This is a genomic window from Vibrio frigidus, assembly GCF_042465995.1.
GTDB lineage: Bacteria > Pseudomonadota > Gammaproteobacteria > Enterobacterales > Vibrionaceae > Vibrio.
Genome location: NZ_JBCDMC010000008.1, coordinates 225,048 through 248,932 on the forward strand (window position 1 = coordinate 225,048; position 23,885 = coordinate 248,932).

The following is a 23,885-nucleotide window of genomic DNA, read 5'->3' on the forward strand; positions in this document are numbered from 1 at the left end:
ATATATAGCCAAGTAACCCCAATATACTGGCTCAGTAAAAAATTATTGGCACTTGGACACCCACTCTTTTTACATCTTTTTTTAGTGTGGTATGCTGCAAGCAACTGGATCTAAAAAGATGTCCAGACGCCTAATGAACATTGGTATAAATACGAGCAGAATTTCAATTCAGCCATCCAAACAGACAGACAATCCTAATACGGAAATCAGGAAAGGTTTTTTATGAAAGTAGTGACTGGAGTAGTTGGCAACGATATCCACGTTGTGGCCAACCGGCTCATTGAACTCTCGCTCGAAGCGAGAGGGTATGAAGTGTTTAATTTGGGTGTGAATACGCACCTAGAAGAATTCTTCGACGCGGTTGTGGAGACCGGTGCCGAAGTACTGCTCATCTCTTCACTTAATGGTGAAGCAGAAGGATGGAGTCGAGAAGTCAGAGCGTTAAAATCTCACTATAAAGGATTGGATGACGTCATCATGATGATTGGTGGCAACCTAACGGTGGGTGCGGGTGACGCAGATGAAATTGTTAAAAAGTACAAAAAATATGGCTTTGACTTGGTTTGTCACCAAATCGACCTTAATACTGGCCTTGACCTTTTAGAACAGTTTATAGAAAGGAGAGGTCAAGCATGAGCCTGCTTCAAGAAGAACGTGAGATAATTCTCAGCAATGAGTACGTCGATACCTTTGATTTTGATGAAGTAAATGAATTCGTCACAAACGCTAGCAAAGAACTGTTTATCTCTCACCATTTCAAGAAAAAAGAGAAAATGCTCGTTCAGCCTCGCGGTGGTTTTCCTACCTATAAAAAACAATTCGCTCTGAATGAGTTTTTCGTTAACGCAAACGTCGATGTGCTTCCTCTTACGATAGATTCAAACACCCGTCTTAACGATTATGGTACAGCAAAAAAAATGCTTCGCCTTAGTGAAGAAAATGACGTAGATATGCTTAACGGCTATCCGTTGGTGAACCACGGCTATCGCACCACACGTAAAATGATCACGCATTTCAATAAACCGGTCAGTCTACGACACGGAACACCAGATGCGAGGCTACTTATCGAAACAGCCATTGCTTCAGGTATTTTTGAAATTGAAGGCGGTCCAATTACCTATTTACTGCCTTATTCAAAGAACTTCCCATTAGATAAAGCGTTCATGTATTGGAAATATGTAGAACGTGTTTGCGCGAATTATTCTAAGCTTAATGAACCGATTAATCGCGAATCGTTTGGCCCATTAACGGCCACTTTAGTGCCACCTTCTATTACTATCGTTATTCAATTGTTAGAGATGCTGCTTTCGTTGGAGGAAGGGGTTAAGTCTTTTTCTGTATCGTTCGCGCAGCAAGGTTCGATGAATCAAGATATTGTCACTGGCGCGGTCATTAAAAAATTAGCCAGACATTACGCAGAAGCGATTGGTTGTAGCGATGCCAGTATTCATTTAGTTTATCACCAATGGATGGGCGCTTTCCCAACTAACAAAAGCTATGCAGAGCAGTTGATTAACATGTCGACAGTTATTGCATCCATGGTCGGCGCAGACAAAATCATCACCAAAACACGTGAGGAAGCCGTTGGTATTCCAACAAAAGAGGCAAATGCAAAAACTGTTGCCGATACGCAATATACACTCCGTATACTTAACGGATTGCCGAATATCGTTGATGAGCAAGAAGAAGAGATATTAACAGCCGAAGTGATGGCAATTATGGATGCCGTATTTAACGATCCAGCCGATACACTCTGGAGAAAAGCCTTTAACTGCATTAAATGCGGGATAATCGATGTGCCCTTTTCTCCGCATATTATTAACCACAACAAGATGATAACTATTCGTGATGCCAACAAAAATATCCGAATCATCGACCGAGGTGGCGTACCAATCCCAGATCGCTGTTTTGAATATGAGCGCTCGCAATGCGACCTCAATAAAGACACCACCAGCATCGTTAACGACATAATTCATGACATAGGCATTATGCAATGAGCCAGAACGTAGACAAACTATTTATTGATATCGGTAGTACCTACTTTAAGGTGTCCGATTCAAAACAGATTGAGCAACATTTCCGAGACTTCAACAAAGACATACTTGATGATTTGATGCACAAGTGCGGCTCACGAGTCAGCCAATATGAGAAAGAAGATGTCCATATTTGCTCGTCCGCGAATGGCGGTTTAAGCACGTTAATTATCGGCGTCACCAACTCCTTCTCACTAAAATATGCTACGAATATTGCTTTTAACTCCGGTATCAACATCATTGATACTATTCTCTACCAAAACATCGCTGATTATTCGATTCCTAGTGACTTGGTAGACGTTGTGATTGTTGTGGGGGGGATTAACGCGAATGGCGGTATCTTTGGCGAGCCACTCTATCGCTATTTAGAGCAGCTAAACTATTCCAACATTGTCTTCGTTGGTAACGAACCGGACGCGCTAACGCTCACGGAAAAAGTGGGCGGTTTGGTCACCTTACCGAACATTGTCGACGATCGATTGCACATCGTTGAAGATAACCTTAAAGAGTATCTCACCAATCTTTATCAACTCGATATTGAAGGTAAGGAAGATATCAAAGGTCTATATCAGGTCACCTCTAATCAGATCTACTCGACACCTTATATCGTTAACCAAGCGTTACCTTATGTCGATGCGAGTTATTCTGTTGTCGACCCATTTATTTTGCTTGATATCGGTGGTGCTACGACAGATATTCATTACTCCAAAGACCTCGTCATTGACGGCAACATCGTGACAGAAAACGAGTACGACCGTCTGGTCTTTAAAAAACTCGGGGTCTATAAGTCTAAACAGTCTTTGATCTTCGCTGCACAAAACAATGAATTCGTTTATGAGTTGTTGATGCACCTAAAAGTCACTGAGAATATCTTTGAGGAGCAAAGTGAAAAAGCAACGAAGATTCTGATGCAGCTTTCCATCTTTTTAGTCTTATGCAAAATTTCACACTATCGAAAAGCCTATATTAATCTCAAGTTATTGGCGATTAACTCTATTGTGATCACTGGCGGAATTACCAAAGTGCTCTCATCCGAAGAGATAGAAGACATCATCGCCTTTTTCTATAAAAAAATCATGACGTCCGACCATAAGCCCGTCACCATCCTAGACAGCAATTATGATATCTGGACTCTTGGTGCAAAAGGAAAATTAGAATGTCAATAAACTGTATTCGAAGCCTACTAGAAAGCGCCGTTGAGACGCATGCAGATAAAACCGCCATCGTCTTAGACGACAGTCAACTCACCTACGCTGAATTGTTTAAAAAGGTGAATCAAGTTGCGCTGTACTTGAAGGAACTTGGCCTGCCTAAAAACACCCGCATTGGTATCTATTCTAATAAACGCATCGAGCAGATGATTGCGGATCTCGCCGTACTTTCAACCGACTATATCTTGGTGCCGATGAGTAAAATGCTTAAACCTGAACAGGTTAAGTACATCATCAAAGACTGTGATATCAAGTGTATTATTACCGATAATATGAAGTTAGAAAGCATTGAAGAGATCGATTTTGACGGCCATGTCATCTCTTATGATACCGCTAATAAAGAGATCGCCTCTTTTGAAGAGATATACAAATACTACAACAAGCCCTATGAGTGCGATATAAGTGGCCACGACTCAGCGGTCATCACCTACTCCTTCGGTCTTTCTGGAACACCAAAAGGCATCGTTATCTCGCATCGTAATCTTATCGATTCCGCGAGAGTCGTTTCTCAGTATCTAAAACTAGAAACCGATGACGTTATCTCTGGAGTACTGTTCTTCAATCTAGATTACGGCTTAAACCAACTATTCTGTACGCTAATTAAGAAAGCGACTTTAGCCATGCACCGTTTTATTCTACCGGAAGAGTTCTTTAACCATCTGATAGACGACAAAGTAACGGTGCTCCCTGTCATGCCCGTCTATATTTCTCAGATGTTTGATGAAGAATCCACTCGTATTCCAAGTGCCGAACTGTTTGATCGAGTGAAAACCATTACCTCTTCAGGCGGTAACGTCACGGCTAGAATGATAGACGACTGCAAGCGCACTTTCCGTAATGCCGATTTCTATTCAATGCACGGACTCACCGAGGCCTTCCGATCCACTTATCTTGACCCCTCACAGGTACAAATTCGCCCTAATTCTATAGGTAAGCCGATACCCGACGTAGAGTTATATGTGATAAGCGAAGATGGAAAAGAGTGCGCACCACGCGAAGTGGGTGAACTTATCCACCGTGGAGGTTATATCTATAAAGGTTACTGGAATGCACCGGAAGAGACGGCCGAACGCTTTAAGTCTGTCTCAATACTGAAGGATGTCATCAACCTAGAGGGCCAACTGGTCGATGAAACCGTTGTTGCCACCGGTGATTACGTCTATAAAGATGAGGAGGGTTATTTCTACTTCGTTTCTCGTAACGACGACATGATAAAAACTCGGGGCTACCGCGTCTCTCCTTTTGAAGTGGAGTCTGTCGTTGAGAAAAACATCCCTGCCATCGATCGTTGTGCCGTATTTGGATTAGAGAATGAGCTTATCGAAGAAGAGATTGTTTTGGTCTACTCTGCCCCAAGTCAGATAAGTGAAACAGAGATCCTGTTTGAACTAAACAAACACCTTGCCTCTTATATGATTCCTAACAAAGTGGTTTATAAGAAATTTATGCCACTAATGCAAAACGATAAGAATCAAGTAAACAAAGAGGCATTGAAACGGGATCTTTCTGCTGTTTAATAATACCAAACTAAGTAAGTTTGTGATCAACATGATTGTCACTCCACCGACCATCAAAAAAGTCACAAATAAAAAAGCCACCTACAAACAGGTCAATGCCGTTCGGTTAGTGCCAAATACTTCGTCATTCCCGTGAAAACGGGAATCTTAGATCCCCATTTTCATGGGGATGACGTTGGTTTTCGTGAAAATAGGCCCATTTTAATCGAGATGACAGGTTTAGATAACGTTAACCGAACGGCATTGCCTATAAACAGGTGGCTTTGAATAACACGATAAGAACCCTTCTATACTCTAACCCGCATCAATTGTCATCAGCGCCTGTCTCTGTTCAGTTTTAAGTTTACTCTTACTATCAAGAATAAAGACACGACCGGGGTCTATCTCATTTTCAATTAAGAATGTTTTAACCGCTCTTGCTCTCTCTTCCGCAAGGCCGCCCAAATCGGTATCGCTGATCTCCTGAGCATTGAGTAATTGGTTATACATACCAATGTGCAGTGTTGTCGTGATTTGTTCAGGGGTGACCTCAACGCCTTCATTTGAATCGATTAAAACTTGTTCAACCTTAATTAGCTCTTCATTTACGTCCAGCTTCAACTCTTGTACAAATAACGTTTGCAGAGCATCAGGCAAACCACCCGTACTTGGTATTCGACTTGCACTGAAATCGGCTGGTAATTCAGGTAAGCCACTCGTCTTCAAAAGCTTGTTCTGTAATCTCGTTTCTGCCAAAGCTCTACTATCTTCTGCAAGCAATACTGCCCCTTCAACACTGATGCGCAGGTTAGGTCTGGCATTAAGGGCTTCGACAAGCTTTAATAATCGCTCTTGTCCCGAGGAATCTAACACTGAAATCCCTGCTTCATATTGAATCAGGTTGAGCTCTTCATCGCTGCCAACTAAATTGGCAAGCAGAGAGAATGGTGCAGTAATCGCCTTGGTCACTATATTCACTAACGCCTTTAGAATAACACCACCAAAGCTAAACTCAGGGCTCTCTACGTCACCATTGACGTCAAATCCAAGGTCAATCACCCCATCGCCATCCTGAAGTAATCCAATAGCCAGTGTAACTGGCAGGCTTGTCGCCAACGATGACTCACTCGGTTTACCGAGTATTAACTGGTCAACAACGACGTGATTGGTGCCCTTTAATCGGTTATTTTCAAGGCGGTAGTTGATATCGAGCGACAACTGCCCTTTATCGATATAATAGCCAGCGTATGTCCCAGAGTAAGGATTAACCGAGGTTAACTCGACGCTATTCAAACTGAAATCCAGATCGAGATAAGGGGATTCAATAAGAGGGTTTATTTCTCCAACTAGCGAAACCGGTGCATATTTATCTATATTACCTTTTATGTCGACTAACGCTTTGGTACCTGGTGTTGTAGAGATATTCTTTATAAAGCCTTCTAACGATTCAATCCCCGATGCGAAATTAGGCGTAAGTGAATAGTCTGCATAAAATGCGGATCCATTAACTATCTGTATCTTTCCAATATCCACCGAGAGATCTGAACCATTTGTTTTATTCGACGTCGCGGTTTTCTGTTTATCTTTCTGAGTTGCGTTTAATGTCGGTTGTGGAGCCGACGCCGCCGTCTCTGTTGTTTCTGCGCTAGACTTAGAAACTGCACCGATGTTTGTACGTAAATCCTTGGCAACAATCACCTTGGCATAAGGCGTATTCAGTAAAATAGTTTTTATCTTAAGGCTGTTATCCGCCTGATCGGCTATCAACGAATCAATAGACATTTTTTTCCATTTCAATAACGGTTCTTTCTGCAAAACATCTTTAATCAGCAGTTGGTCTATCGCCACTTGCCCCGTATAAACCGCTTTTCCTCGGCTGTTCGCAGAAAACCCACCTTTCGTACTGAGGGAACCTTTACTCAATATAATATTCAGATGTGGATCCAAATACGGTTGAAACTGAGCCAACTCTAAACCAGTTAATTGCACCTGACTGGCTATCTCCTGCGCCTTTATATCTAATTTCCCTTGACTACTAAAGGTTCCTCTCGTACGACTAGGTTGCTTATTAATCTCTGAACCAATCCCAAAATCAAAGGTATAATCGACTGGAGCGCTAAGATCACTACTTACGGGACCGACGCTAATGTTGAGCGGATGTACTCGCCAACGTACGCCATCACTAACCATTCCTTCTTTGAGGTTGATATCCGTCTGCTGCATATCAAATGAATTGAGTTGCACCAACCACTCTTTATCTTCAGCAACTGGACCCCGAGTCTCATCTGCACTCAATACCGACGTTTCTTTTTCCGTTGACGCCTCTTTGCTCGTTGAGTCATCCTTCTCGGAAGGCGGTGTATTTATTGCCTTCGCCGTAAAACGACGCTGTAAATCAAGCCCCTTATTACTCAGATCACCGTCTATCCAAAGCCCCGTTAGCGAGAGCTTCTCTAGGTCAATAAGTTGGGAAGTGGTATCAACTGATATGCCAGTAAGCTCTAGAGTCGGTAGTTTCAGTTTTGGTTTTTGTTTATAGTCGAAAATGACATCCGCTAACGAAAACTGCCCCTGACTCGCAATAAACCCTAGCTGAACATTGTCTTGTTTAAGATGATAATTAGAAGTAAAACTCGTTTCACCGGAACTCAATTCGGCCTCAATAACATGTTCAGTAAAGGGCCAAAGTGGCGCAAGCTGCAACTTGGCTAAGCTTATATCACCGCTGATTTCCAAAGGTTGGAGTTGAAACTGGCCATTCACTTGCAACTGGCTTTGATCTATCCCGGTCATCCCCAAACGATAGATATTGGCAATTGAGTTGATCGGTGGTATTTCTGTGTTGGATTCTATCACTGGGGGTGCGGTTAGTGTAAATGCGGTCGTATCCAACTCACTGAGGCTAAAATTGATATTCTGATACCCAAGTTTTACTCCTGTCTGTTCGTCTTCAAAATCGACCTGACCATTGTTCAAACTTATAGAGTGTGTTTTTGCGGCAAACAGTTTATCGGATGTCGGTTTGTTTTCCTGCTCGTCTACGGCGGATTCCAAATCAGAACTTGGATCAATTGCTTGCTTAGCCGTCAGCCTTTGGACTATGTCACTAAAATTGAAGGTCGTCTTTTCCTTCTCACCATTTAATCGAGCAAGAAAAATATAGGGGCTTTGAACCGTCAGGTATTCTACGGTCGGCGTAAGACTAACGATACTTTGCCAAAAATTAAATTCTATCTTTAATTGCTTAATACTTACAAAGGCGCTCGATTCATCTCGTTTTGCAATAACCACATCATTAATTTCCGCTCGCAGCAAAAACGGGTTAATTTTAACTTCTGAAATTTCGACCTTTCGTCCAAGAATTTCTGTCAACTGTTTAGGTGCTTGAGATTGTAAAACGGCAGGCACGACAAGACCTAACAGTCCAACATAAATGCCATAACTCACTAATACATAAGTACAAATTCTTATCAACTTCGAAGCAGATTTAAAACGATTGAGGGCACTAGCAAAGGCATTTTTCATACAGTAATCCATACTCTGAATACAACGCATCTATAGAAAATGCATTAAAGGTAAGTCTAATATAACTCTATCCTATAGCGTACGGTTAAACCAGTGCGACCAACGTTATTTTGGTGTTGCAATAAAATTATTTTACCATTAATATCCGCAGCGTCTTTGGGGAGTAACTTGCCAAAACGCCTCGTCGCGTTAATGGTTTGTCCGTCAACATAATTGATGCAAAATCATCATGGCGTTCAAGATTCGGTTTATATCGAATTTAGTGAGACCATAGACAATGAACACTAACCGAGGTGGGAGGTGTGCGTTGTCTTAGGTTTTATAATTCCCACCCTATCAGAGATTATTTTGAGTGTACTAGCCATATCTATCACCACCGTAGCACTAGCCGAGATCGGCGACAAAACCCAACTTCTGTCCTTGTTACTTGCAAGTCGATACCGAAAACCCATCCCTATTATTGCGGCTATTTTCTTAGCAACTATTGCAAATCATACTTTAGCTGCCTATTTAGGCGTTGTAGTAGCGGATTATATTAACCCTGAAATGCTCACATGGGTTCTCGCCGTTAGTTTCTTAGCGATGGCTGGATGGGTACTTATCCCTGATAAATTAGATGAAGACGAAAGCATATCGAACAAAGGGCCTTTCGTTGCCAGTTTTATCGCCTTCTTTATAGCAGAAATAGGAGACAAAACTCAGATTGCAACGTCTATCCTTGGTGCACAGTATTCCGATGCCCTTACGTTAGTGGTGCTCGGGACGACTATCGGTATGTTACTTGCTAATGTCCCCGTGGTTCTGATTGGTAAACTCTCTGCTGATAAACTGCCACTCGTGCTGATTCGAAAAATCACGGCTGGACTATTTATAATATTAGCTATTGGCGCTATCAGCCTCTAGCTCGTCATGTCAGATGCAGACCTAAATTGGATCGCGTTATTTTTGCACAATTACATTCCAGTCGCCTCAAACACAAAGGTGATCTATGTCACATTTGAATATAAATATGTGATCTATATTTGATTAGGATCTCATTCTCAGGAGGGGATATGCGATATCAAGTTAAAGAAGCATTCGATAGATTTATCGACATCACTAGCGTTAAACCTAATCATTTACTGGTAACAAGTGCGATACCAAATGACATTAGGCTCGCTTATATTGATAGCGAACAAAGGTCATTCGAACTTAAGTATTCTGACGGACATTTATATTTACTAGACGACATTGAACAACAATGGTTTCCTTTAGACAATGGTAGATATTAGTCAATTTTACCTTATAAAAGGCGCAAAGATTTTTCTTTACGCCTTTTATTATTAAACGTTTAGGTCACATCTCCCTCTTTTCTTATCCAGTAGCGCTTAATTTTTCCTGCTTCTTCAACCTATTAATAGTTTCTAATCAACTGGGAATAAAATTCCCTGATGAATATAATAAAATAAAAATGAACGATTGTTCAAATATTTATTGAACGTTCGTTCATTGTATAATATAGTCCTTCACATCAACATGATATGCACTACGTACATCACCATCGTTACATCACTTTTGACTGGCTATATGACAAGGAATAAAAACATGACTGAATTTACTCTTCACACTGTAGAAACGGCACCTGAAGCAAGCAAGAAATTGTTAGAGGGTTCAATAAAAGCATTCGGTATGCTTCCTGGTTTACATGCCGTAATGGCTGAGTCGCCGGAATTGTTGGAGGGTTATCAAATACTACACAAATTGTTCTCTGACTCCTCATTCAATGCTGAAGAGCTCACTGTTGTCTGGCAGACGATTAACGTTGAACATGAATGTCACTATTGCGTACCGGCACACACTGGAATAGCAAACATGATGAACGTCGACCCAACGTTAACTGAAGCACTACGCAACAGAGGAAAAATGACAACGGACAAACTACAGGTTCTTCACGATACAACATTGTTAATGGTGCGTGATCGAGGCGTGATTTCAAATGCGGATATTGAAACCTTTTTTGCTGCTGGTTATGGTCAGCGCCAATTGCTTGAAATTGTGCTGGGTTTATCTCAGAAAATTATGAGTAACTACACTAACCATTTAGCAAATACGCCAGTAGACAAAGCGTTCGATAAATTACTTTGGAAATAGATACGTAGATTTTATCTTCGATATATAAAAGTCCACTGCCTTCGACTTTATTACCAAGCCAGCAACCTTTTGCTGGCTATTTTTTGTTAAAATTGTGTTTATCATTAAACATAATCTAAGAGGATATTAATTACTCCCAAGATCGTTGCTCAACCGCTTTATTATGTAACTCAATCGCTTTTGATGACAGTACCTCATCGATAAAGCGTTCTAAAATTGGTACAAATTCTTCTATAAATTGTAAACATAATCTAAAAGTGGTTAGTAGTGATCCGCTGCTTTCAGATTGGTTATGCTTAACCGGTAACATCATTTCTTTGTACAACGTTCCATAAATACTCACCGCAATCGTTGCTTCAAATGAATCGATCTCTTCATCTAATACTAATTCGGTTTGTGAATTAACACCGACACGAATAGTCGACGGATTCCCTTGAATTTCTGTCGTGATAGAGAGCACATCAAATCGCTCACTAACAAAAACTGCGAAATTCACACCGGGTATCTCTGGTGAACTAAATGTTGTTTGATTGCCGGGACGCAAAGCCTGCAGAATTTTTCCGTATATTTTTTCCATAGTATTAGCGGTTAGATGCGTTGATACAGACGCTCATGCCGACTGTCATTCCCCAAAATATGATATCTAAACACTGATTATTGATTATATCCTCAGTATTAGCCAAGTTTATTCGTCAATAGCGTCCCGTATTTCTCGGACAAATCTCAATTTAGCGCACAACATACCAGAATTAGGTAAACAGTTGTTACACATATACATTATTCATATGGATATGGATTACACAGGCAATTTATAAATGATTACCAATGCGAATTAGTGAGTGCCGATACGATATGAGAAAATGCCAATTGTTTCTGCTATAGAAATGATGCGAAACCGTGTATGTAGCAACGGTATTTACCCTAATAAGGCTTGTACTTCTCGCCTTGGTGATAACGGCGTTGCCTTCGCTTTTCCTAGACGAAATAACATCTGCACGGTTTCATGGTTTTGCACATAATAGTGTTTTTTAAACTCCGCCTGCAAAGGCAACATATCTTCATACTCCTGCAATATTTGGCTCATGGGGTGCTGCGCAATACCTAATGCCGATGTTGTTAGATTAAGGCGGTTATATAGCCGTCCAATTTCTACCTGTGTCTTTCGGCTATTATCTTGACTCGAAAGTAACGCAAAATGTTGGGTGCTATTTGCGACATTCTGCGTTAGCTTCACCCCCTCTTTACCAAAACTAGAGGGGTCGTTTTCTGTCTGGGTTCGATTCATAAAAAATGATTCAACAACCAAACGCTTCAAGCCAACTATCCCATTTTGTGGCAGACCGAATCCATCTCGGTGCTTTGCAAATTCTTCATCATTAAAACGAAACATGGCGATAGTTTCCATGTTCCTCGCTCGTTCTTTCTCCTCTATTTCCATCGCTTCAATGACAAATTCAGCCATGTTTTTCTTATCCGAAGGCTCGTCAACTATACGCAACGAAAACGGGCTGTCTTCAACGAGTTTCTCAAGCTTCTCCCTATCAGACTTTGGCACCTTCTCATCAGTGTAAGGTGTCTTATTCGACTGCCTACTTAGTAGCTGGGTAAACAATGGGTCTGTTTGAATATCCGTCTGTTTTGTTAACTTGATTGAGGCCACTGGGAGCGCTGCTATGCTTTGATTGTCATACTCCCCTTCAGGGAAGTAATCCACGTCCGTTTTAATACCAAAATAAGTTGCTGCGATAACTAGGCTTTCGATAAATGAACCCTGGCTTATATGAATTTGACGATGGACAGGGTCGGTTTCAGGTAATAAGCGCTCTGTGTCAACAAAGAGTTTGATTTCATTTTGACCATGCAGCGTTACTTTCCACGGCTGTTTATTGTGAGCATTTGGGCACAACATCGCATAACTTAGCAGTGTTTTCCTAATGTCATCATAGGTATGTTTTGGCCTAAACGATTCAGATTTCATACCATTTACTTGGTCGAGTAAAAGAGGAGTTGCTGCTAGAACGACAGCCCCTGTTCCCATCACTTTTATAAAATTTCTTCTGTTCATCTCTTTCACTCCATCCAATACACTGATAATATACATTCCACGGAATGATTATATACATTCCATGGAATGTATTACAAGGTATTTTTACGTCATGACCAAAAGCAAGCAAGAGATATACACTAACTTATTCATATCATTAGGTATTATCCATCAACTTAGTGACCACTGGATCGCTAAGGCATTAGCACCAATAGGATTAAATCAATCTCAATTCAATTTGCTCAATCATTTTTCTCACCAACCGGAAAGATCACAAACGGTCAGTCAACTCGCCCAGGTGATGCAGATGAACCAGCCTGGCATAACCAAAGTAATTAATAGGCTCGCCGAGTTCGGTCTTATTGACATCACAAAAGACGACCATGATGGCCGAAAAAAATGGGTAGTTATTAATGACGCCGGCTTGGAGAAGGTAAAAAATGCTCGCGAGAGTTTTATCCCTAAATTAGACGCCTGTTTTCTAGATTGGGATGAAAAAGAGATGCAGCAGATGTTAAGTAAAGTGGACAAGTTGAAAACGTGGTTAGATGAACATCGAGAATGAAGCCATCAGTAACAAAAAACCTAGCTCATAAAGAATCACTTCACGATGCTAGGTTTGTTATTGTTAATCTAGTCGCCTTTAATAGGCTTGTAGTATTTTTATTATTTCGGATTCGTCATTCGCAGCGATAATACGATCAATATCATCATCGTTTTGAAACAGATTAGACAATGCCATAATCGTATGGATATGACTGTCAGAATCCATTGCCGCTAGAGTAATCGCAAGATAAACATCGCCGTTATCACTCGACTCCAAATCAACACCATTTTTAAACACAGTAACTTGCAACGCCGCTTTATTTACCCCGTCCTCTGGACGAGCATGAGGCATGGCTATTTTCGGTGCTAAAACATAATACGCACCAATCTCTCTGTGTTTAACTTTAATAGCGTCTAAGTAGCTCGCTTCAATATCACCTCTTGTGAGTAATACAGAGCACGTCAACTCTAGTGCAGAATCCACCGACAGGTTCTTTTCTGAAGTGACGACAATGCCGTCACGTCCAATTAAGTCGTATAGACTCATGAAACGATCCAACCAAGAATCAAACCAACCACACCAAAGTCAAAATCGGCAAACGTTGTGGCTTCTAGCCCTAAACCACCAAGCACTGGTAGCAATAGCATTGGTAAGAATGAGATACACAGCCCTTGAGCAAAAGAACCCAAGATAGCACCACGTAAACCGCCAGTCGCATTACCATAAACACCCGAAGCACCACCCACAAAGAAGTGAGGAACCACACCGGCAACTATAATTGTCCAACCGAACAAACCTTGAATACCCATCGCAACAAGTCCAGCAGCAAACGAGCACAAAAAGCCAATTAACACTGCATTAGGAGCGACAGGGAATACCATAGGGCAATCTAGCGCTGGTTTTGCACCCGGTACAAGGTTGTCTGAAATACCTTTAAATGCTGGAACGATCTCGGCAATCAGCATTTTTACACCTTGAAGAACAATATAAACGCCACCAGCAAAAATAAGCGATTGCATCACAGTGAATACAACCCAGTTTTGTCCGCCAGATACCGTCGATACAAACTCACCGCCAGCAAAAATAGACGCCAACATAAAAAATACTGACATAGTTGTCGCAACCGCAACAGGCGTGTCACGCAAGAACATAAGGCTCTTAGGCATTTGGATATCTTCTGTTGTTTTAGAAGTATCACCAAATTTGCTGCCAACATACCCAGCTACAATGTAGGAGAGAGTCGAGAAATGCCCGATAGCAAGTTGGTCTGTACCCATCACTTTTTCAGTATATTTCTGACCAAGTGCAGGCATAATAACCATCAAAGAACCAACCAGAATAGAACCAACGGCAATTAACGCCACACCTGTCATTCCAGATGTTGATAAGATTACCGCGACCAACATTGACATAAACATAGTGTGGTGGCCGGTTAAGAAAATGTATTTTAATGGAGTAACACGGGCCAATATAATATTAACAACGAAAGCAAAGAACATTATTAAAGCCATCTCGTAGCCAAACGCTTCTTGCGCCAATGCCACAATCGCTTCGTTATTTGGAATAACGCCACTTACACCAAAAGCTTCTGTAAATACAACTGAAAAGTTATTCAGTGCACCGACCAATGCACCCGCACCAAAACCGAGAATTAAGAATCCCATTACGGTTTTAATTGTTCCCTTCAATATGGTTGATACGTCGGACTTTTGAGCAACAAGACCAACAAATGCAATTAGGCCAACCATAATTGCCGGCTCTTTTAATAAGCCAAGCATAAATTCAAAAAAGTTTGTCATGATATTTCCCTACAAAAATGTTTTTAATTGTTGTTCGATAGATTCTTTATCAAAGATATTTTTTAAACTAATTATATTCTTCTTTCCTGCCTCTTCTAACTGGTTTGCAATATCAGATGCTGCAACCCAAATATCTGCTTTACTAGAGGCAGCTGAAGACAAATCTTCATGATCTACTTCGGCTTCAACGCCAAGTTTTTTTACCACCTCTTTTACAGCCATTTCCATCATCAGAGATGTTCCTAAACCGTTTCCACATACAACCAAGATTTTTTTCATGTTATTTTTGTCTCTCATTGGATTAAATAAAATATATATTTTTGTTTTTGTAAGGCCTTGAGCAAAGCATACAAGAATGGCTACAAATCAAACAGGATCCCCATCACAAAGTCACAATGACCTTGTGAAATAGATCACATATTTTAAGTGTGCACGGTCAAAATAATGAAGCTTATTGATTCAATCAACAAGCTTCTAGTTGAAAACTCAGACGGGGAATATAGGAAAAAATCAGGAAAAAGAGTTAATAAAGGCAACGTTAGTGTAACATTTTACCTATTTATCGTAGATGTAGCCTTATGTTCAATTATTTACCATAATCAGACAATATTTTCTTAAATAAGCGGTTTACGTCTTTGGCTTTCTTATTTCGTTTGGTTAACTGTTTTAATGAGGTAGGCTTATCTAAATCAACATGATCTAGGTCGGCTTCACCCGCTTTATCTATCATACTTTGTACGGCGGGTAACAACATGCGAATTTCTTCATTGTTTTCATTCGCGAGAACAACAATATTTTCAGATTCAACTTTAGTGATGATAAGTGATCCATGCTTGACTGATTCGACCTTGATTCCAACCATTATTGATTCCGGTAGCACTGATCTATCAGGCACATTACCTCGTCTTAATTTTGTTGCGCTGATTGCTCGAATGTTGCCTGTATTTTCAAACGTCACAATGACCGTGTGGCAATTATAATATTCCACTACTGTCACATATCCATGTTTATTTGTTTTAAATCTGGCTCCATTTTGCATATCTAGCGGAGCGTCCATCTTCTTCACTATTTTTCTCTCTTGCATCTTTATGCTTATCTACATGAATAATGTTTGAACCAATTAATTTACACCCATTCGCAATTTTGGTAAAACGATTATTCAATAAGTATAGACTGATACACTTCTAATGATAGTGAAACTAAGGACAAATCGTCCAATTTTCAAACAAACACTTTCTCCAAAAGTGCCTTTAACGCAAGGTACGAGAAATTCCGTTCGCCAATGCCATAGTTATTCTTCATCCGCTGGCTACGCATTTCGCTATCAAATAGATAGGTTATAGTTTCTGTCGTGGCGTGGGCGAGCTTATTAGATTCTATATAAGCTAAACCTTGCGAGTCGATTTCGTGGGTATTGCCTAAATCAATAATGTCGAACTGATAATTAGCAATATCGAGATCGTATACAGGATAGCGATAAACTACCATTGGCACCTTAGCCACCAGACCTTCAAGGAACTGGTTACCCCACCCCTCAAGCAAGCTTGGATAGGTAATAATATCGGCATGGCAATATACATCCCACAACGAATACACTTTTTGCCCTTCTCTTTCATCGCGTGAATGACCGACCCAATCGCTGATAAAGAGAAGTTCGACACCTATACTTTGTGCTTTATCTTTCAACAGACGGCGATAACGCTCCTCTTCACACATACCAGCAAAGACTAAGATTAGACGACTCTGCTGGCAAAAAACCTCTCCGTTATAAAGAGTTTTACCTTCCCAGTATGTCCGTTGATGTGATATTTGGTTTATCAAGTCAATCGCGAGTTCAATCCCCTTTCGAGCAACAATACGCGTCGCTTGCAAAAACATTACGTCATTCGAGCGTATACCAAATCGGCCTCTTAGGTCTTGATTGTATTCGTCAATTTTCCAGTCACTGTTATGGAAATCAAACACATTGGGCACAACCGTGGCATCAATGTCTCTTCTTTTTTTAATCTCGTCTTGAGCAATCCTGTTGATTACGCAATGCTCAACCAATGGGTGCTTTGGAGGAAAGTGTGACGCCAGTAATTTGCCGATCCCATCGCACGTCGGATTGGAGTATTTAACCCTTTCCCAATGAAAATCATGGTGATGACAGATAACCCTCGTCTGGGTCTGCTCAATCGCCTTCATTAGGCCTATCGCCGCAGGAAGATGATAGCCCAACGACCAGATATTGTTTGGAACCACAACATCGATATCTCGTCGTCGAATGATCTCAATGATATTTGCTGCAATAATAGTCGCGCGGGTCTCAATTGCTTCAAGCAAATCATCTTCTGACTCAAAATCGGTTCGTTCTACATATGCGTTATGAATGATTTTGTCGTTAAATGGTTCAAGATAATGAAGCTCAGGAATTAAGTCCGCCTCACAACTACCCGCACTGCCAGCTAAATAAGAAACTTTGTGCCCCATTGCCTCAAGCGCCCATTTCCATTTATCCATTTCTAAAGAAACCCCATCGGTTTCTCCCACTCGAAAGTGTGCTAACAGTATGTTCATCGAATATCCAATCTATGCGTAGGTAAGTTAATCGTGTTTTTAGTAAAGCAAGGTTAGAGTCTACATACTCATCTGCCAATCGTTAGCCTCAAAATTAGTGACACACTTCACAATCACCAAAACCGGTTCCGGTGAATTCCCGAAGTGTGATTTGGCGCAATAAACCATCAAACGAACTTGTACTAGACTATAATTAGGCAAGCATGACTACCTTTATAAAACCAATGAGATTCGTTCTCATTATTTTTTCTTAAAACACAAAACCGGTTTTGTAAAGGCAAATGTCTTATACGTTCATGACTTAGAACCCAAAAATATTGTGGTATATCAAAAATGACAGTAGAAAACATCGCACTAAAAAATACGACCAAAGATTTGCAACAGATTCTTGCGGGTGTCTATTCTCCAGCACAGCTTTCGCAACTTATTCCACAGCTAATCAGCGTTGCATCTGGCGTTCAAAATCCAGAAGATAAGAAACATTGGGTAGACCAGAACGACATCATGCTCATTACCTATGGTGACTCAATAGTTAAAGCAGGAGAAGCACCACTTAAAACGTTACATCGTTTCCTCAATAACCATGCTAAAAACCTACTTTCTTCCGTGCACCTTTTACCTTGTTTCCCTTACACCTCGGATGACGGATTTTCCGTCATTGACTACTGGAAAATAAACCCAGACCTTGGCGATTGGGCCGACGTTAAAGCCCTATCCAATGACTATGAGTTGATGTTCGATGGCGTTATTAATCATATTTCGCAATCAAGCGATTGGTTTCAGGGCTACTTAAAAGGTGAAGAACAATACCGTGAGTTTTTTGTCGAGGCAAACCCAGACAGAGATTATAGTTCAGTTACTCGACCAAGAGCGTTACCTTTGTTAACGGCGTTTGAGACTGCCCATGGCACAAAACATGTCTGGACGACCTTCAGTGAAGATCAAATTGATCTCAACTTCCGATGCCCACAGGTGTTCCAAAAAATCGTTGAATTAATGCTATTTTATGTCGAACAAGGCGCATCCTTTATTCGCCTTGACGCCATTGGCTTTATGTGGAAAGAACTTGATACACCTTGTCTACATCAACCACAGGTTCATGCTCTCATTCAGGCAATGCGTGCCATCCTTGGCGCTGTCGCTCCACATTTGAAACTCATTACCGAAACAAACGTACCGCATAAAGACAATATTAGTTATTTTGGCAATGGAGAGAATGAGGCACACCTAGTTTATCAATTCCCTCTACCACCGCTCACGCTGCACACTATCCAAACCGGTACAAGTGACCAGATTGTTGATTGGATGGCAAGCTTAGAGCCATGCTCTGACACCACCACATTTTTTAATTTCCTCGCATCACATGATGGTATTGGCGTTCGTCCAGTAGAAGGAATTCTCAATAAAGAACAAGTCCAAGGGTTGCTTAAAGGCGTTGAAAGCAACGGTGGACGCGTCTCTTATAAAGACAACGGCGACGGGACACAGAGTCCTTATGAATTAAACATCAATTACTTCGATGCCGTTCGTGATAGTAAAGCAGACGAACAAACCAACTTAAATCGTTTCATGGCCGCACAATCTATTCTACTCTCCATAGCGGGGGTTCCAGGACTCTATATTCACAGCCTATTGGGGTCGCAAAATGACATCGACGGTCTAGAATCTCTTGGATATAACCGAGCAATTAATCGCGAGAAACTGGACGCGGACACCGTCATAAGTGAACTAAATGACCCGAAGACTAGGCGTCATCAAGTATTGAAGCGCTTTGAAAGCTTATTAATTTTGCGCAAAAATGAACCTTCATTTATGCCGAATGCATCGCAGCGAGTGGTCAAAACTGACTCCCGTTTAATGACATTCGTACGTAATGAGCAAATCGCGGTTGTTATCAACATTAGTGATGAAACCGTTGAACTAGAAACCTCTATTTTACTCACTCAATTAAATAGGGATTTAATTTCCGACCAACGAGTAGAAACAACCATAACGCTTGCCCCCTACCAAGTGATGTGGCTAAGCAACAACAAATAGAATGTCGACGTTATAGATACGACTTTAATAACTTAAGAACATCAAAAAAGGATAGACCGATGAAACTCAAAACTCTAACCCTCGGACTCGCAGCAGCTGGATTGGCTCTTCCGAGTTTAGCGAATACAACCACTGTTGAGTATTGGACGACGCAAACTCAATCAGACCGAATTCAGACCATCGAAATCATGGCGGATGTATTTGAAGCATTAAATCCAGGTATCGATGTAAAAATTGTTGCGGTTGACGAAAACGACATGCCGAAGCAGATTGCCGCTGCGGCCGCTTCTAACACACTACCTGACATGATTGAAGTCGGATCTAACTTGTCTTTAGCCTTTGCTGAAGAAGGCATTGTTGATACCACTGCAAATACAGATGTTATTAACAGCATTGGTAAATCACGCTTCTATGATGGCGCACTTACTCTTGTCGAAAATCCTGACATCAAGGAGTATGTCGCCGTTCCCTATCGAGGTTGGGTACAAGGTATTTGGTACCGCGCCGACTGGTTTAAAGACGCAGGCCTAGCGCCACCAACCACGTGGGAAGCGATTGAAAAAGCCGCCAAGCATTTCTACAAGCCAACAGAAAACCAATACGGTATTCTTATCGGTACCAAAGCAGATAGCTATGCCGAGCAGTGTTATACCCAGTTTGCCCTTTCAAATGACGCTGGACAGTTTAATAAAGATGGCGAACTCGTCTTTAATTCCAAAGCCCAAGCTGAAGTGCTCGATTTCTACAAAACACTTTCTCAGTATAATCCTCCCGGGCCACAAACATGGCGTGCACGTGACTACTATTTACAAGGTAAGTTAGCGATGTTCTTCTATTCGTCCTATATCCTTGACGATATCGCCCTTGCAGAAGCCGCTGCTGGCTCGCTAAGCTCTGAAAATTTTAGTGATCTTAAAGGGGCTGCTTTTGACCCTAAACTCGCAAAAAATACACGTTTAGCCACCACCATTACCAAATCATCGCCTTCATCATTCGGTACTTTAGTCGGGTTCACCGTGATGAAAAATGACAACAAAGCAGAAGTAGACGCGACGAAATTGTTCATTGAATACATGAACGAGAAAGATCAGGTTGTCGCCTATTCACACATGGCGGTTGGTGGTCATCTACCTATGCTTCGTGATATTGCGGAAACAGATGAGTTCCTGAACGATCCAAAAGGTATTTTTGCTCAATACGGAAAAGAATCGATTAAAGAGATCGTCGCGGGTTTTGACAACATCAAAAACTTCTCTGTTGTAGACGGTAAAACGTTCCCTAAATCTGGCGAAATCTTTGCAAAACAGATCATCCCTCGTATGATCTATAGCGCAACAATCGAAAATAAAGACACACAAGCGTCTTTAGATTGGGCTGAAAAGCAGATGCAGGAAGTGGTTGCTAAGTAATCATCGTCAAATAGAGTGTGGGGTACATTGTCGCCCCACATTTGTTGCAAGAAAAACGTCTCAAGGGAAACTCATGACTCCATTAGAAAGAGCTGAAGCAAGGTTTGGTTGGAAGCTAGTCGCGCCAACTATTGTGATTCTTAGCTTACTCATTCTTTACCCTCTTGTGTATAACATCTACCTGAGCTTTTTTGATGTTCAGCTAAATGGTGACAAAGCATTTGTCGGGTTAGAAAACTACACAAAACTTCTCTCAAATCCGGATTATTATTCGGCTATCGGCACAACCGGTTTGTATCTATTTGGTACCGTCGTTGGTACTACGCTTCTCGGTTTAGCGATGGCTTTATTGCTGCGTGAACCATTTAAAGGCCGGGGACTGGTGAATGCTGCAATTATGCTTCCCTATGTCGCACCAGTCATCTCTGTCGTCTTTGGTTGGCAGTTTTTGTTCGACCCTATTTCCGGGGTTATTAACTACTTAATGGTTGATGTGTTTAGCCTTTGGAGCGAGCGTACTAACCTTATTGGTGATCCTGATTCAGCCTTGTGGGTTGTGGTGATCTTTGACATCTGGAAACACGCGCCCATCGCGTACATGTTAATTTTGTCCAAATTAATTTCAATTTCACGTGATCAATATGAAGCCGCTTCTATTGACGGTTACGGGCCTATAGGTCGTTTCTTCCATGTCACGTTACCAGAACTCCATTTTGTTCTTGCCACCGTGGTATTGCTGCGCCTCATTTGGAACCTTAACCGTTTCGAGGATGTGTACCTGTTAGCACCCAATGTGCAGACATTACCAATATTTACGTACTACCAAGCATTCACAGGCGTTATTGACCAAGGATTAGCGGCGGCAACCTCCGTCATTCAACTTGGTGTCCTGTGCGTATTCATCTGGTTCTATATCAAAAAAATCATGAAGTGGTAAATAATCATGCTAGGAAAACGATCATTAAAAGGACGCCTTGGATTCGTCTTAGCAGTGGGATTATTAGTAAGCTTTAGTTTACTTCCCTTTGCCCAAATCCTCTCTACTTCTCTCAAGCACCAGTTTGACTGGGGTAATCCATCACTTATCCCTCAGGTTATCAACCTTGAGGCCTATAAAGAGTTGCTCGGGTTAACCGAAACGCAAGAGGTCAAAATACCTGTTGCGATTCAAAAAATACTCGATAATCCAAAGCTGCCTCAAGCAAAAAAAGAGGCGATTGCAGCGAAATACACCGCTAACGACAACCTGTTTCCATTTGGAAAGTACATGTTGAACAGCGTGATGTTCTCAGTAGGTGCGGCAACGATTTCTCTTATCTTTGCTGTCATGGGCGCGTATTCCATCAGTCGGCTCCGTTTCAAAGGCAAGGTAGTCATACAGCGCTCTGTCCTATTCGTGTATATGGTCGGTGGCGTGTTATTGATGGTGCCACTTTATCAAATGGCCATGAACATAGGGTTAGCGTCGTCTATGTGGGGAAGTGTATTCAGTCTTTTCCTCATTTATATAGTTCAGACACTGCCCGTCGGCATGTATATGCTTGGTAACTATTTCCGTGGTATTCCGGTGGCACTCGAAGAAGCCGCAATGATGGATGGTTGTTCCAGAACGGAAGCCATTATCAAAGTAGTCTTACCGCTCTCTTTACCTATGCTGGCTACAGTCTTTATCTACTGTTTCATCATCGGTTGGAACGAGTACTTGTTTGCATCAGTATTCCTAAAGCAATACCCAGAGTTCCACACTCTACCACTTGCTTTGCAAGAACTATTTGTATCGAAAAATGCAATTTGGGATCGGATCATGGCGGCATCAATGCTGACTCTTGCACCAATTGTAGTTTGTTTCTTATTTGCATCTCGCTTTATGAAAGGCGGAAATACTGAAGGCGGCGTTAAGGGTTAATCATGGCTTCTATAAAACTTAAAAATATCGTTAAGAACTACGACGAAACGAAAGTAGTGAAAGGCATAGACTTAGAGATCGAAGATGGTGAATTTGTTGTGCTCGTCGGCCCTTCTGGTTGTGGCAAATCAACAACATTACGAATGATTGCCGGTTTAGAGCAAGCCACTTCAGGCGAAATTATTATTGGTGACAAAGTCGTCAACGATGTCGAACCACAACACCGAAACATTGCTATGGTCTTTCAAAACTATGCGCTATACCCGCATAAATCTGTGAAAGAGAATATCGTCTTTGCCCTTCGACGACTAAAGGTTGACGAAGCAGAGATTCAACGTCGCCTTGTCGAAGTCTCTGAAATGCTGCAACTTGACGAGCTATTAGATCGCAAGCCCGCAGATCTTTCCGGTGGACAACGTCAACGCGTCGCGATGGGCCGAGCCATTATTCGTGAAGCGGATGTGTTTCTGTTTGACGAACCGCTTTCAAACCTAGATGCAAAGCTTCGTGGACACATGCGTACAGAGATTGGCAAGATCCATAACAAATTTGGTCGTACGAGTGTCTATGTTACCCATGACCAAGTAGAAGCCATGACATTAGCAGACAAAGTTGTGGTCCTTCATGACGGTCATATCGCTCAAGCGGGCACGCCTATGGAGATCTACCTCAACCCTGTGAATATATTTGTGGCCCAATTCATTGGTTCACCATCCATGAACATAATGCAAGGTAAACTGTATAACGACTCCTTACATATTGGGGGTTATGACCTTCCACGTGAGAAACTATCAAGCGTTGCATACAAGAACGATATTCCAGAACATGGTTTAGACGTAAAAGTCGGTATACGCCCAGATTTCTTTAATGACAAAAGCTTCTTTGGCGAAAGCGAAGAGAACTTCACCTTCAATCAAGTAACCATCGATCTCATTGAACCAATGGGTTTCGATAAAGAGGTGCTATTCACACTGGGTGACGGGCCGATAAAAGCGCGACTCGATCTGCGTTCAGAATTGACACGGGGCGAAAAAATGGACCTCATCGTCGACCTTTCCCGTGTGTTGGTTTTTGACAACGATACCGAGCAACGTCTCTGATCTTTTTACTTGTTTATAGGCTGGTCACTCACCTATAACCTTTGCTCCCCTCCCCCCTTTGCTCACAAAGGGGGTTCACAGGATTAACC

The 23,885-nt window shown here is 41.6% G+C and carries 21 protein-coding genes; 13 read left to right on the plus strand and 8 right to left on the minus strand.

All coding sequences use genetic code 11. The features are described from left to right. Positions 1–222 precede the first annotated feature (222 nt). Genes glmS through AACW90_RS15425 form a run of 4 tightly spaced genes read left to right on the plus strand, consistent with a single transcriptional unit; the run spans position 223 to position 4,761 of the window. On the plus strand, positions 223–636 hold the full coding sequence (gene glmS, locus AACW90_RS15410) for a methylaspartate mutase subunit S (protein WP_390236096.1): 414 nt from the start codon (positions 223–225) through the stop codon (positions 634–636). Beyond that, complete coding sequence (locus AACW90_RS15415) at positions 633–1,997, plus strand: hypothetical protein (RefSeq protein ID WP_390236098.1); 1,365 nt, start codon at positions 633–635, stop codon at positions 1,995–1,997. The genes glmS and AACW90_RS15415 overlap by 4 nt, the downstream gene beginning before the upstream one ends. After that, positions 1,994–3,199, plus strand: a complete 1,206-nt coding sequence (locus tag AACW90_RS15420) for a glutamate mutase L (protein WP_390236100.1) — start codon at positions 1,994–1,996, stop codon at positions 3,197–3,199. Before AACW90_RS15415 ends, AACW90_RS15420 begins: the two co-directional genes overlap by 4 nt. Beyond that, positions 3,190–4,761 (plus strand): AMP-binding protein, encoded by a 1,572-nt coding sequence (locus tag AACW90_RS15425; protein ID WP_390236103.1) that lies wholly within the window; start codon positions 3,190–3,192, stop codon positions 4,759–4,761. The genes AACW90_RS15420 and AACW90_RS15425 overlap by 10 nt, the downstream gene beginning before the upstream one ends. Before the next feature lie 294 nt (positions 4,762–5,055). Here the strand turns inward: AACW90_RS15425 and AACW90_RS15430 are convergent, their stop codons facing one another. Next, positions 5,056–8,265: a DUF748 domain-containing protein gene (locus tag AACW90_RS15430; protein WP_390236106.1), complete on the minus strand. Its 3,210-nt coding sequence runs from the start codon at positions 8,263–8,265 to the stop codon at positions 5,056–5,058. 348 nt (positions 8,266–8,613) lie between these two features. On the opposite strand from AACW90_RS15430, the gene AACW90_RS15435 reads away from it, so the two are divergent. From AACW90_RS15435 to AACW90_RS15445, 3 genes are all read left to right on the plus strand, one after another. Beyond that, positions 8,614–9,168 (plus strand): TMEM165/GDT1 family protein, encoded by a 555-nt coding sequence (locus tag AACW90_RS15435; RefSeq protein ID WP_390236109.1) that lies wholly within the window; start codon positions 8,614–8,616, stop codon positions 9,166–9,168. Between the two features lie 149 nt (positions 9,169–9,317). After that, positions 9,318–9,536, plus strand: a complete 219-nt coding sequence (locus AACW90_RS15440; RefSeq protein WP_390236111.1) for a hypothetical protein — start codon at positions 9,318–9,320, stop codon at positions 9,534–9,536. Between the two features lie 313 nt (positions 9,537–9,849). Next, the gene (locus AACW90_RS15445; protein ID WP_390236113.1) at positions 9,850–10,395 is read left to right on the plus strand and encodes a carboxymuconolactone decarboxylase family protein; all 546 of its coding nucleotides are present in this window, start codon (positions 9,850–9,852) and stop codon (positions 10,393–10,395) included. A 130-nt stretch (positions 10,396–10,525) separates the two neighbouring features. Here AACW90_RS15445 and AACW90_RS15450 read toward each other — a convergent pair whose 3' ends face one another. Then, a complete protein-coding gene (locus tag AACW90_RS15450; RefSeq protein WP_390236116.1) occupies positions 10,526–10,972 on the minus strand; it encodes a hypothetical protein in 447 nt (148 codons plus the stop codon). A gap of 339 nt (positions 10,973–11,311) precedes the next feature. Continuing rightward, positions 11,312–12,460: an Acg family FMN-binding oxidoreductase gene (locus AACW90_RS15455; protein ID WP_390236118.1), complete on the minus strand. Its 1,149-nt coding sequence runs from the start codon at positions 12,458–12,460 to the stop codon at positions 11,312–11,314. A gap of 91 nt (positions 12,461–12,551) precedes the next feature. Between AACW90_RS15455 and AACW90_RS15460 the strand changes: the two genes are divergently transcribed. Continuing rightward, a complete protein-coding gene (locus AACW90_RS15460; protein ID WP_390236120.1) occupies positions 12,552–13,004 on the plus strand; it encodes a MarR family winged helix-turn-helix transcriptional regulator in 453 nt (150 codons plus the stop codon). Between the two features lie 78 nt (positions 13,005–13,082). Here the strand turns inward: AACW90_RS15460 and AACW90_RS15465 are convergent, their stop codons facing one another. The 5 genes from AACW90_RS15465 to AACW90_RS15485 form a co-directional block, all read right to left on the minus strand. Further along, positions 13,083–13,532 (minus strand): PTS sugar transporter subunit IIA, encoded by a 450-nt coding sequence (locus AACW90_RS15465; RefSeq protein WP_390236122.1) that lies wholly within the window; start codon positions 13,530–13,532, stop codon positions 13,083–13,085. Continuing rightward, a complete protein-coding gene (gene ulaA / locus AACW90_RS15470; RefSeq protein WP_390236123.1) occupies positions 13,529–14,785 on the minus strand; it encodes a PTS ascorbate transporter subunit IIC in 1,257 nt (418 codons plus the stop codon). Before ulaA ends, AACW90_RS15465 begins: the two co-directional genes overlap by 4 nt. A gap of 9 nt (positions 14,786–14,794) precedes the next feature. Further along, a complete protein-coding gene (locus tag AACW90_RS15475) occupies positions 14,795–15,064 on the minus strand; it encodes a PTS sugar transporter subunit IIB (RefSeq protein ID WP_275136743.1) in 270 nt (89 codons plus the stop codon). 307 nt (positions 15,065–15,371) lie between these two features. After that, positions 15,372–15,842, minus strand: a complete 471-nt coding sequence (locus tag AACW90_RS15480; protein WP_390236327.1) for a hypothetical protein — start codon at positions 15,840–15,842, stop codon at positions 15,372–15,374. Positions 15,843–16,006: 164 nt separating this feature from the next. Beyond that, positions 16,007–17,344: a glycosyltransferase gene (locus tag AACW90_RS15485; RefSeq protein WP_390236126.1), complete on the minus strand. Its 1,338-nt coding sequence runs from the start codon at positions 17,342–17,344 to the stop codon at positions 16,007–16,009. Between the two features lie 333 nt (positions 17,345–17,677). Here AACW90_RS15485 and AACW90_RS15490 point away from each other — a divergent pair, with 333 nt between their 5' ends. The 5 genes from AACW90_RS15490 to AACW90_RS15510 all read left to right on the plus strand — a co-directional run bounded on the left by AACW90_RS15490 (position 17,678) and on the right by AACW90_RS15510 (position 23,796). After that, a complete protein-coding gene (locus tag AACW90_RS15490; protein ID WP_390236129.1) occupies positions 17,678–19,381 on the plus strand; it encodes an alpha-amylase family glycosyl hydrolase in 1,704 nt (567 codons plus the stop codon). Between the two features lie 59 nt (positions 19,382–19,440). After that, on the plus strand, positions 19,441–20,790 hold the full coding sequence (locus AACW90_RS15495; RefSeq protein ID WP_390236131.1) for an ABC transporter substrate-binding protein: 1,350 nt from the start codon (positions 19,441–19,443) through the stop codon (positions 20,788–20,790). 73 nt (positions 20,791–20,863) lie between these two features. Next, entirely contained in the window at positions 20,864–21,727 is an 864-nt protein-coding gene (locus AACW90_RS15500) for a carbohydrate ABC transporter permease (RefSeq protein ID WP_347998087.1), read from the plus strand. Positions 21,728–21,733: 6 nt separating this feature from the next. Beyond that, positions 21,734–22,696 (plus strand): carbohydrate ABC transporter permease, encoded by a 963-nt coding sequence (locus AACW90_RS15505; RefSeq protein WP_347998088.1) that lies wholly within the window; start codon positions 21,734–21,736, stop codon positions 22,694–22,696. A gap of 2 nt (positions 22,697–22,698) precedes the next feature. Next, complete coding sequence (locus AACW90_RS15510; protein ID WP_390236134.1) at positions 22,699–23,796, plus strand: ABC transporter ATP-binding protein; 1,098 nt, start codon at positions 22,699–22,701, stop codon at positions 23,794–23,796. Positions 23,797–23,885: the final 89 nt, after the last annotated feature.

Coding starts and splice junctions, on each gene's coding strand:
- glmS (WP_390236096.1), top strand. CDS start 223: ATGAAAGTAGTGACTGGAGTAGTTGGCAACGATATCCACGTTGTGGCC.
- AACW90_RS15415 (WP_390236098.1), top strand. CDS start 633: ATGAGCCTGCTTCAAGAAGAACGTGAGATAATTCTCAGCAATGAGTAC.
- AACW90_RS15420 (WP_390236100.1), top strand. CDS start 1,994: ATGAGCCAGAACGTAGACAAACTATTTATTGATATCGGTAGTACCTAC.
- AACW90_RS15425 (WP_390236103.1), top strand. CDS start 3,190: ATGTCAATAAACTGTATTCGAAGCCTACTAGAAAGCGCCGTTGAGACG.
- AACW90_RS15430 (WP_390236106.1), bottom strand. CDS start 8,265: ATGAAAAATGCCTTTGCTAGTGCCCTCAATCGTTTTAAATCTGCTTCG.
- AACW90_RS15440 (WP_390236111.1), top strand. CDS start 9,318: ATGCGATATCAAGTTAAAGAAGCATTCGATAGATTTATCGACATCACT.
- AACW90_RS15445 (WP_390236113.1), top strand. CDS start 9,850: ATGACTGAATTTACTCTTCACACTGTAGAAACGGCACCTGAAGCAAGC.
- AACW90_RS15450 (WP_390236116.1), bottom strand. CDS start 10,972: ATGGAAAAAATATACGGAAAAATTCTGCAGGCTTTGCGTCCCGGCAAT.
- AACW90_RS15455 (WP_390236118.1), bottom strand. CDS start 12,460: ATGAACAGAAGAAATTTTATAAAAGTGATGGGAACAGGGGCTGTCGTT.
- AACW90_RS15460 (WP_390236120.1), top strand. CDS start 12,552: ATGACCAAAAGCAAGCAAGAGATATACACTAACTTATTCATATCATTA.
- AACW90_RS15465 (WP_390236122.1), bottom strand. CDS start 13,532: ATGAGTCTATACGACTTAATTGGACGTGACGGCATTGTCGTCACTTCA.
- ulaA (WP_390236123.1), bottom strand. CDS start 14,785: ATGACAAACTTTTTTGAATTTATGCTTGGCTTATTAAAAGAGCCGGCA.
- AACW90_RS15475 (WP_275136743.1), bottom strand. CDS start 15,064: ATGAAAAAAATCTTGGTTGTATGTGGAAACGGTTTAGGAACATCTCTG.
- AACW90_RS15480 (WP_390236327.1), bottom strand. CDS start 15,842: ATGGACGCTCCGCTAGATATGCAAAATGGAGCCAGATTTAAAACAAAT.
- AACW90_RS15485 (WP_390236126.1), bottom strand. CDS start 17,344: ATGAACATACTGTTAGCACACTTTCGAGTGGGAGAAACCGATGGGGTT.
- AACW90_RS15490 (WP_390236129.1), top strand. CDS start 17,678: ATGACAGTAGAAAACATCGCACTAAAAAATACGACCAAAGATTTGCAA.
- AACW90_RS15495 (WP_390236131.1), top strand. CDS start 19,441: ATGAAACTCAAAACTCTAACCCTCGGACTCGCAGCAGCTGGATTGGCT.
- AACW90_RS15500 (WP_347998087.1), top strand. CDS start 20,864: ATGACTCCATTAGAAAGAGCTGAAGCAAGGTTTGGTTGGAAGCTAGTC.
- AACW90_RS15505 (WP_347998088.1), top strand. CDS start 21,734: ATGCTAGGAAAACGATCATTAAAAGGACGCCTTGGATTCGTCTTAGCA.
- AACW90_RS15510 (WP_390236134.1), top strand. CDS start 22,699: ATGGCTTCTATAAAACTTAAAAATATCGTTAAGAACTACGACGAAACG.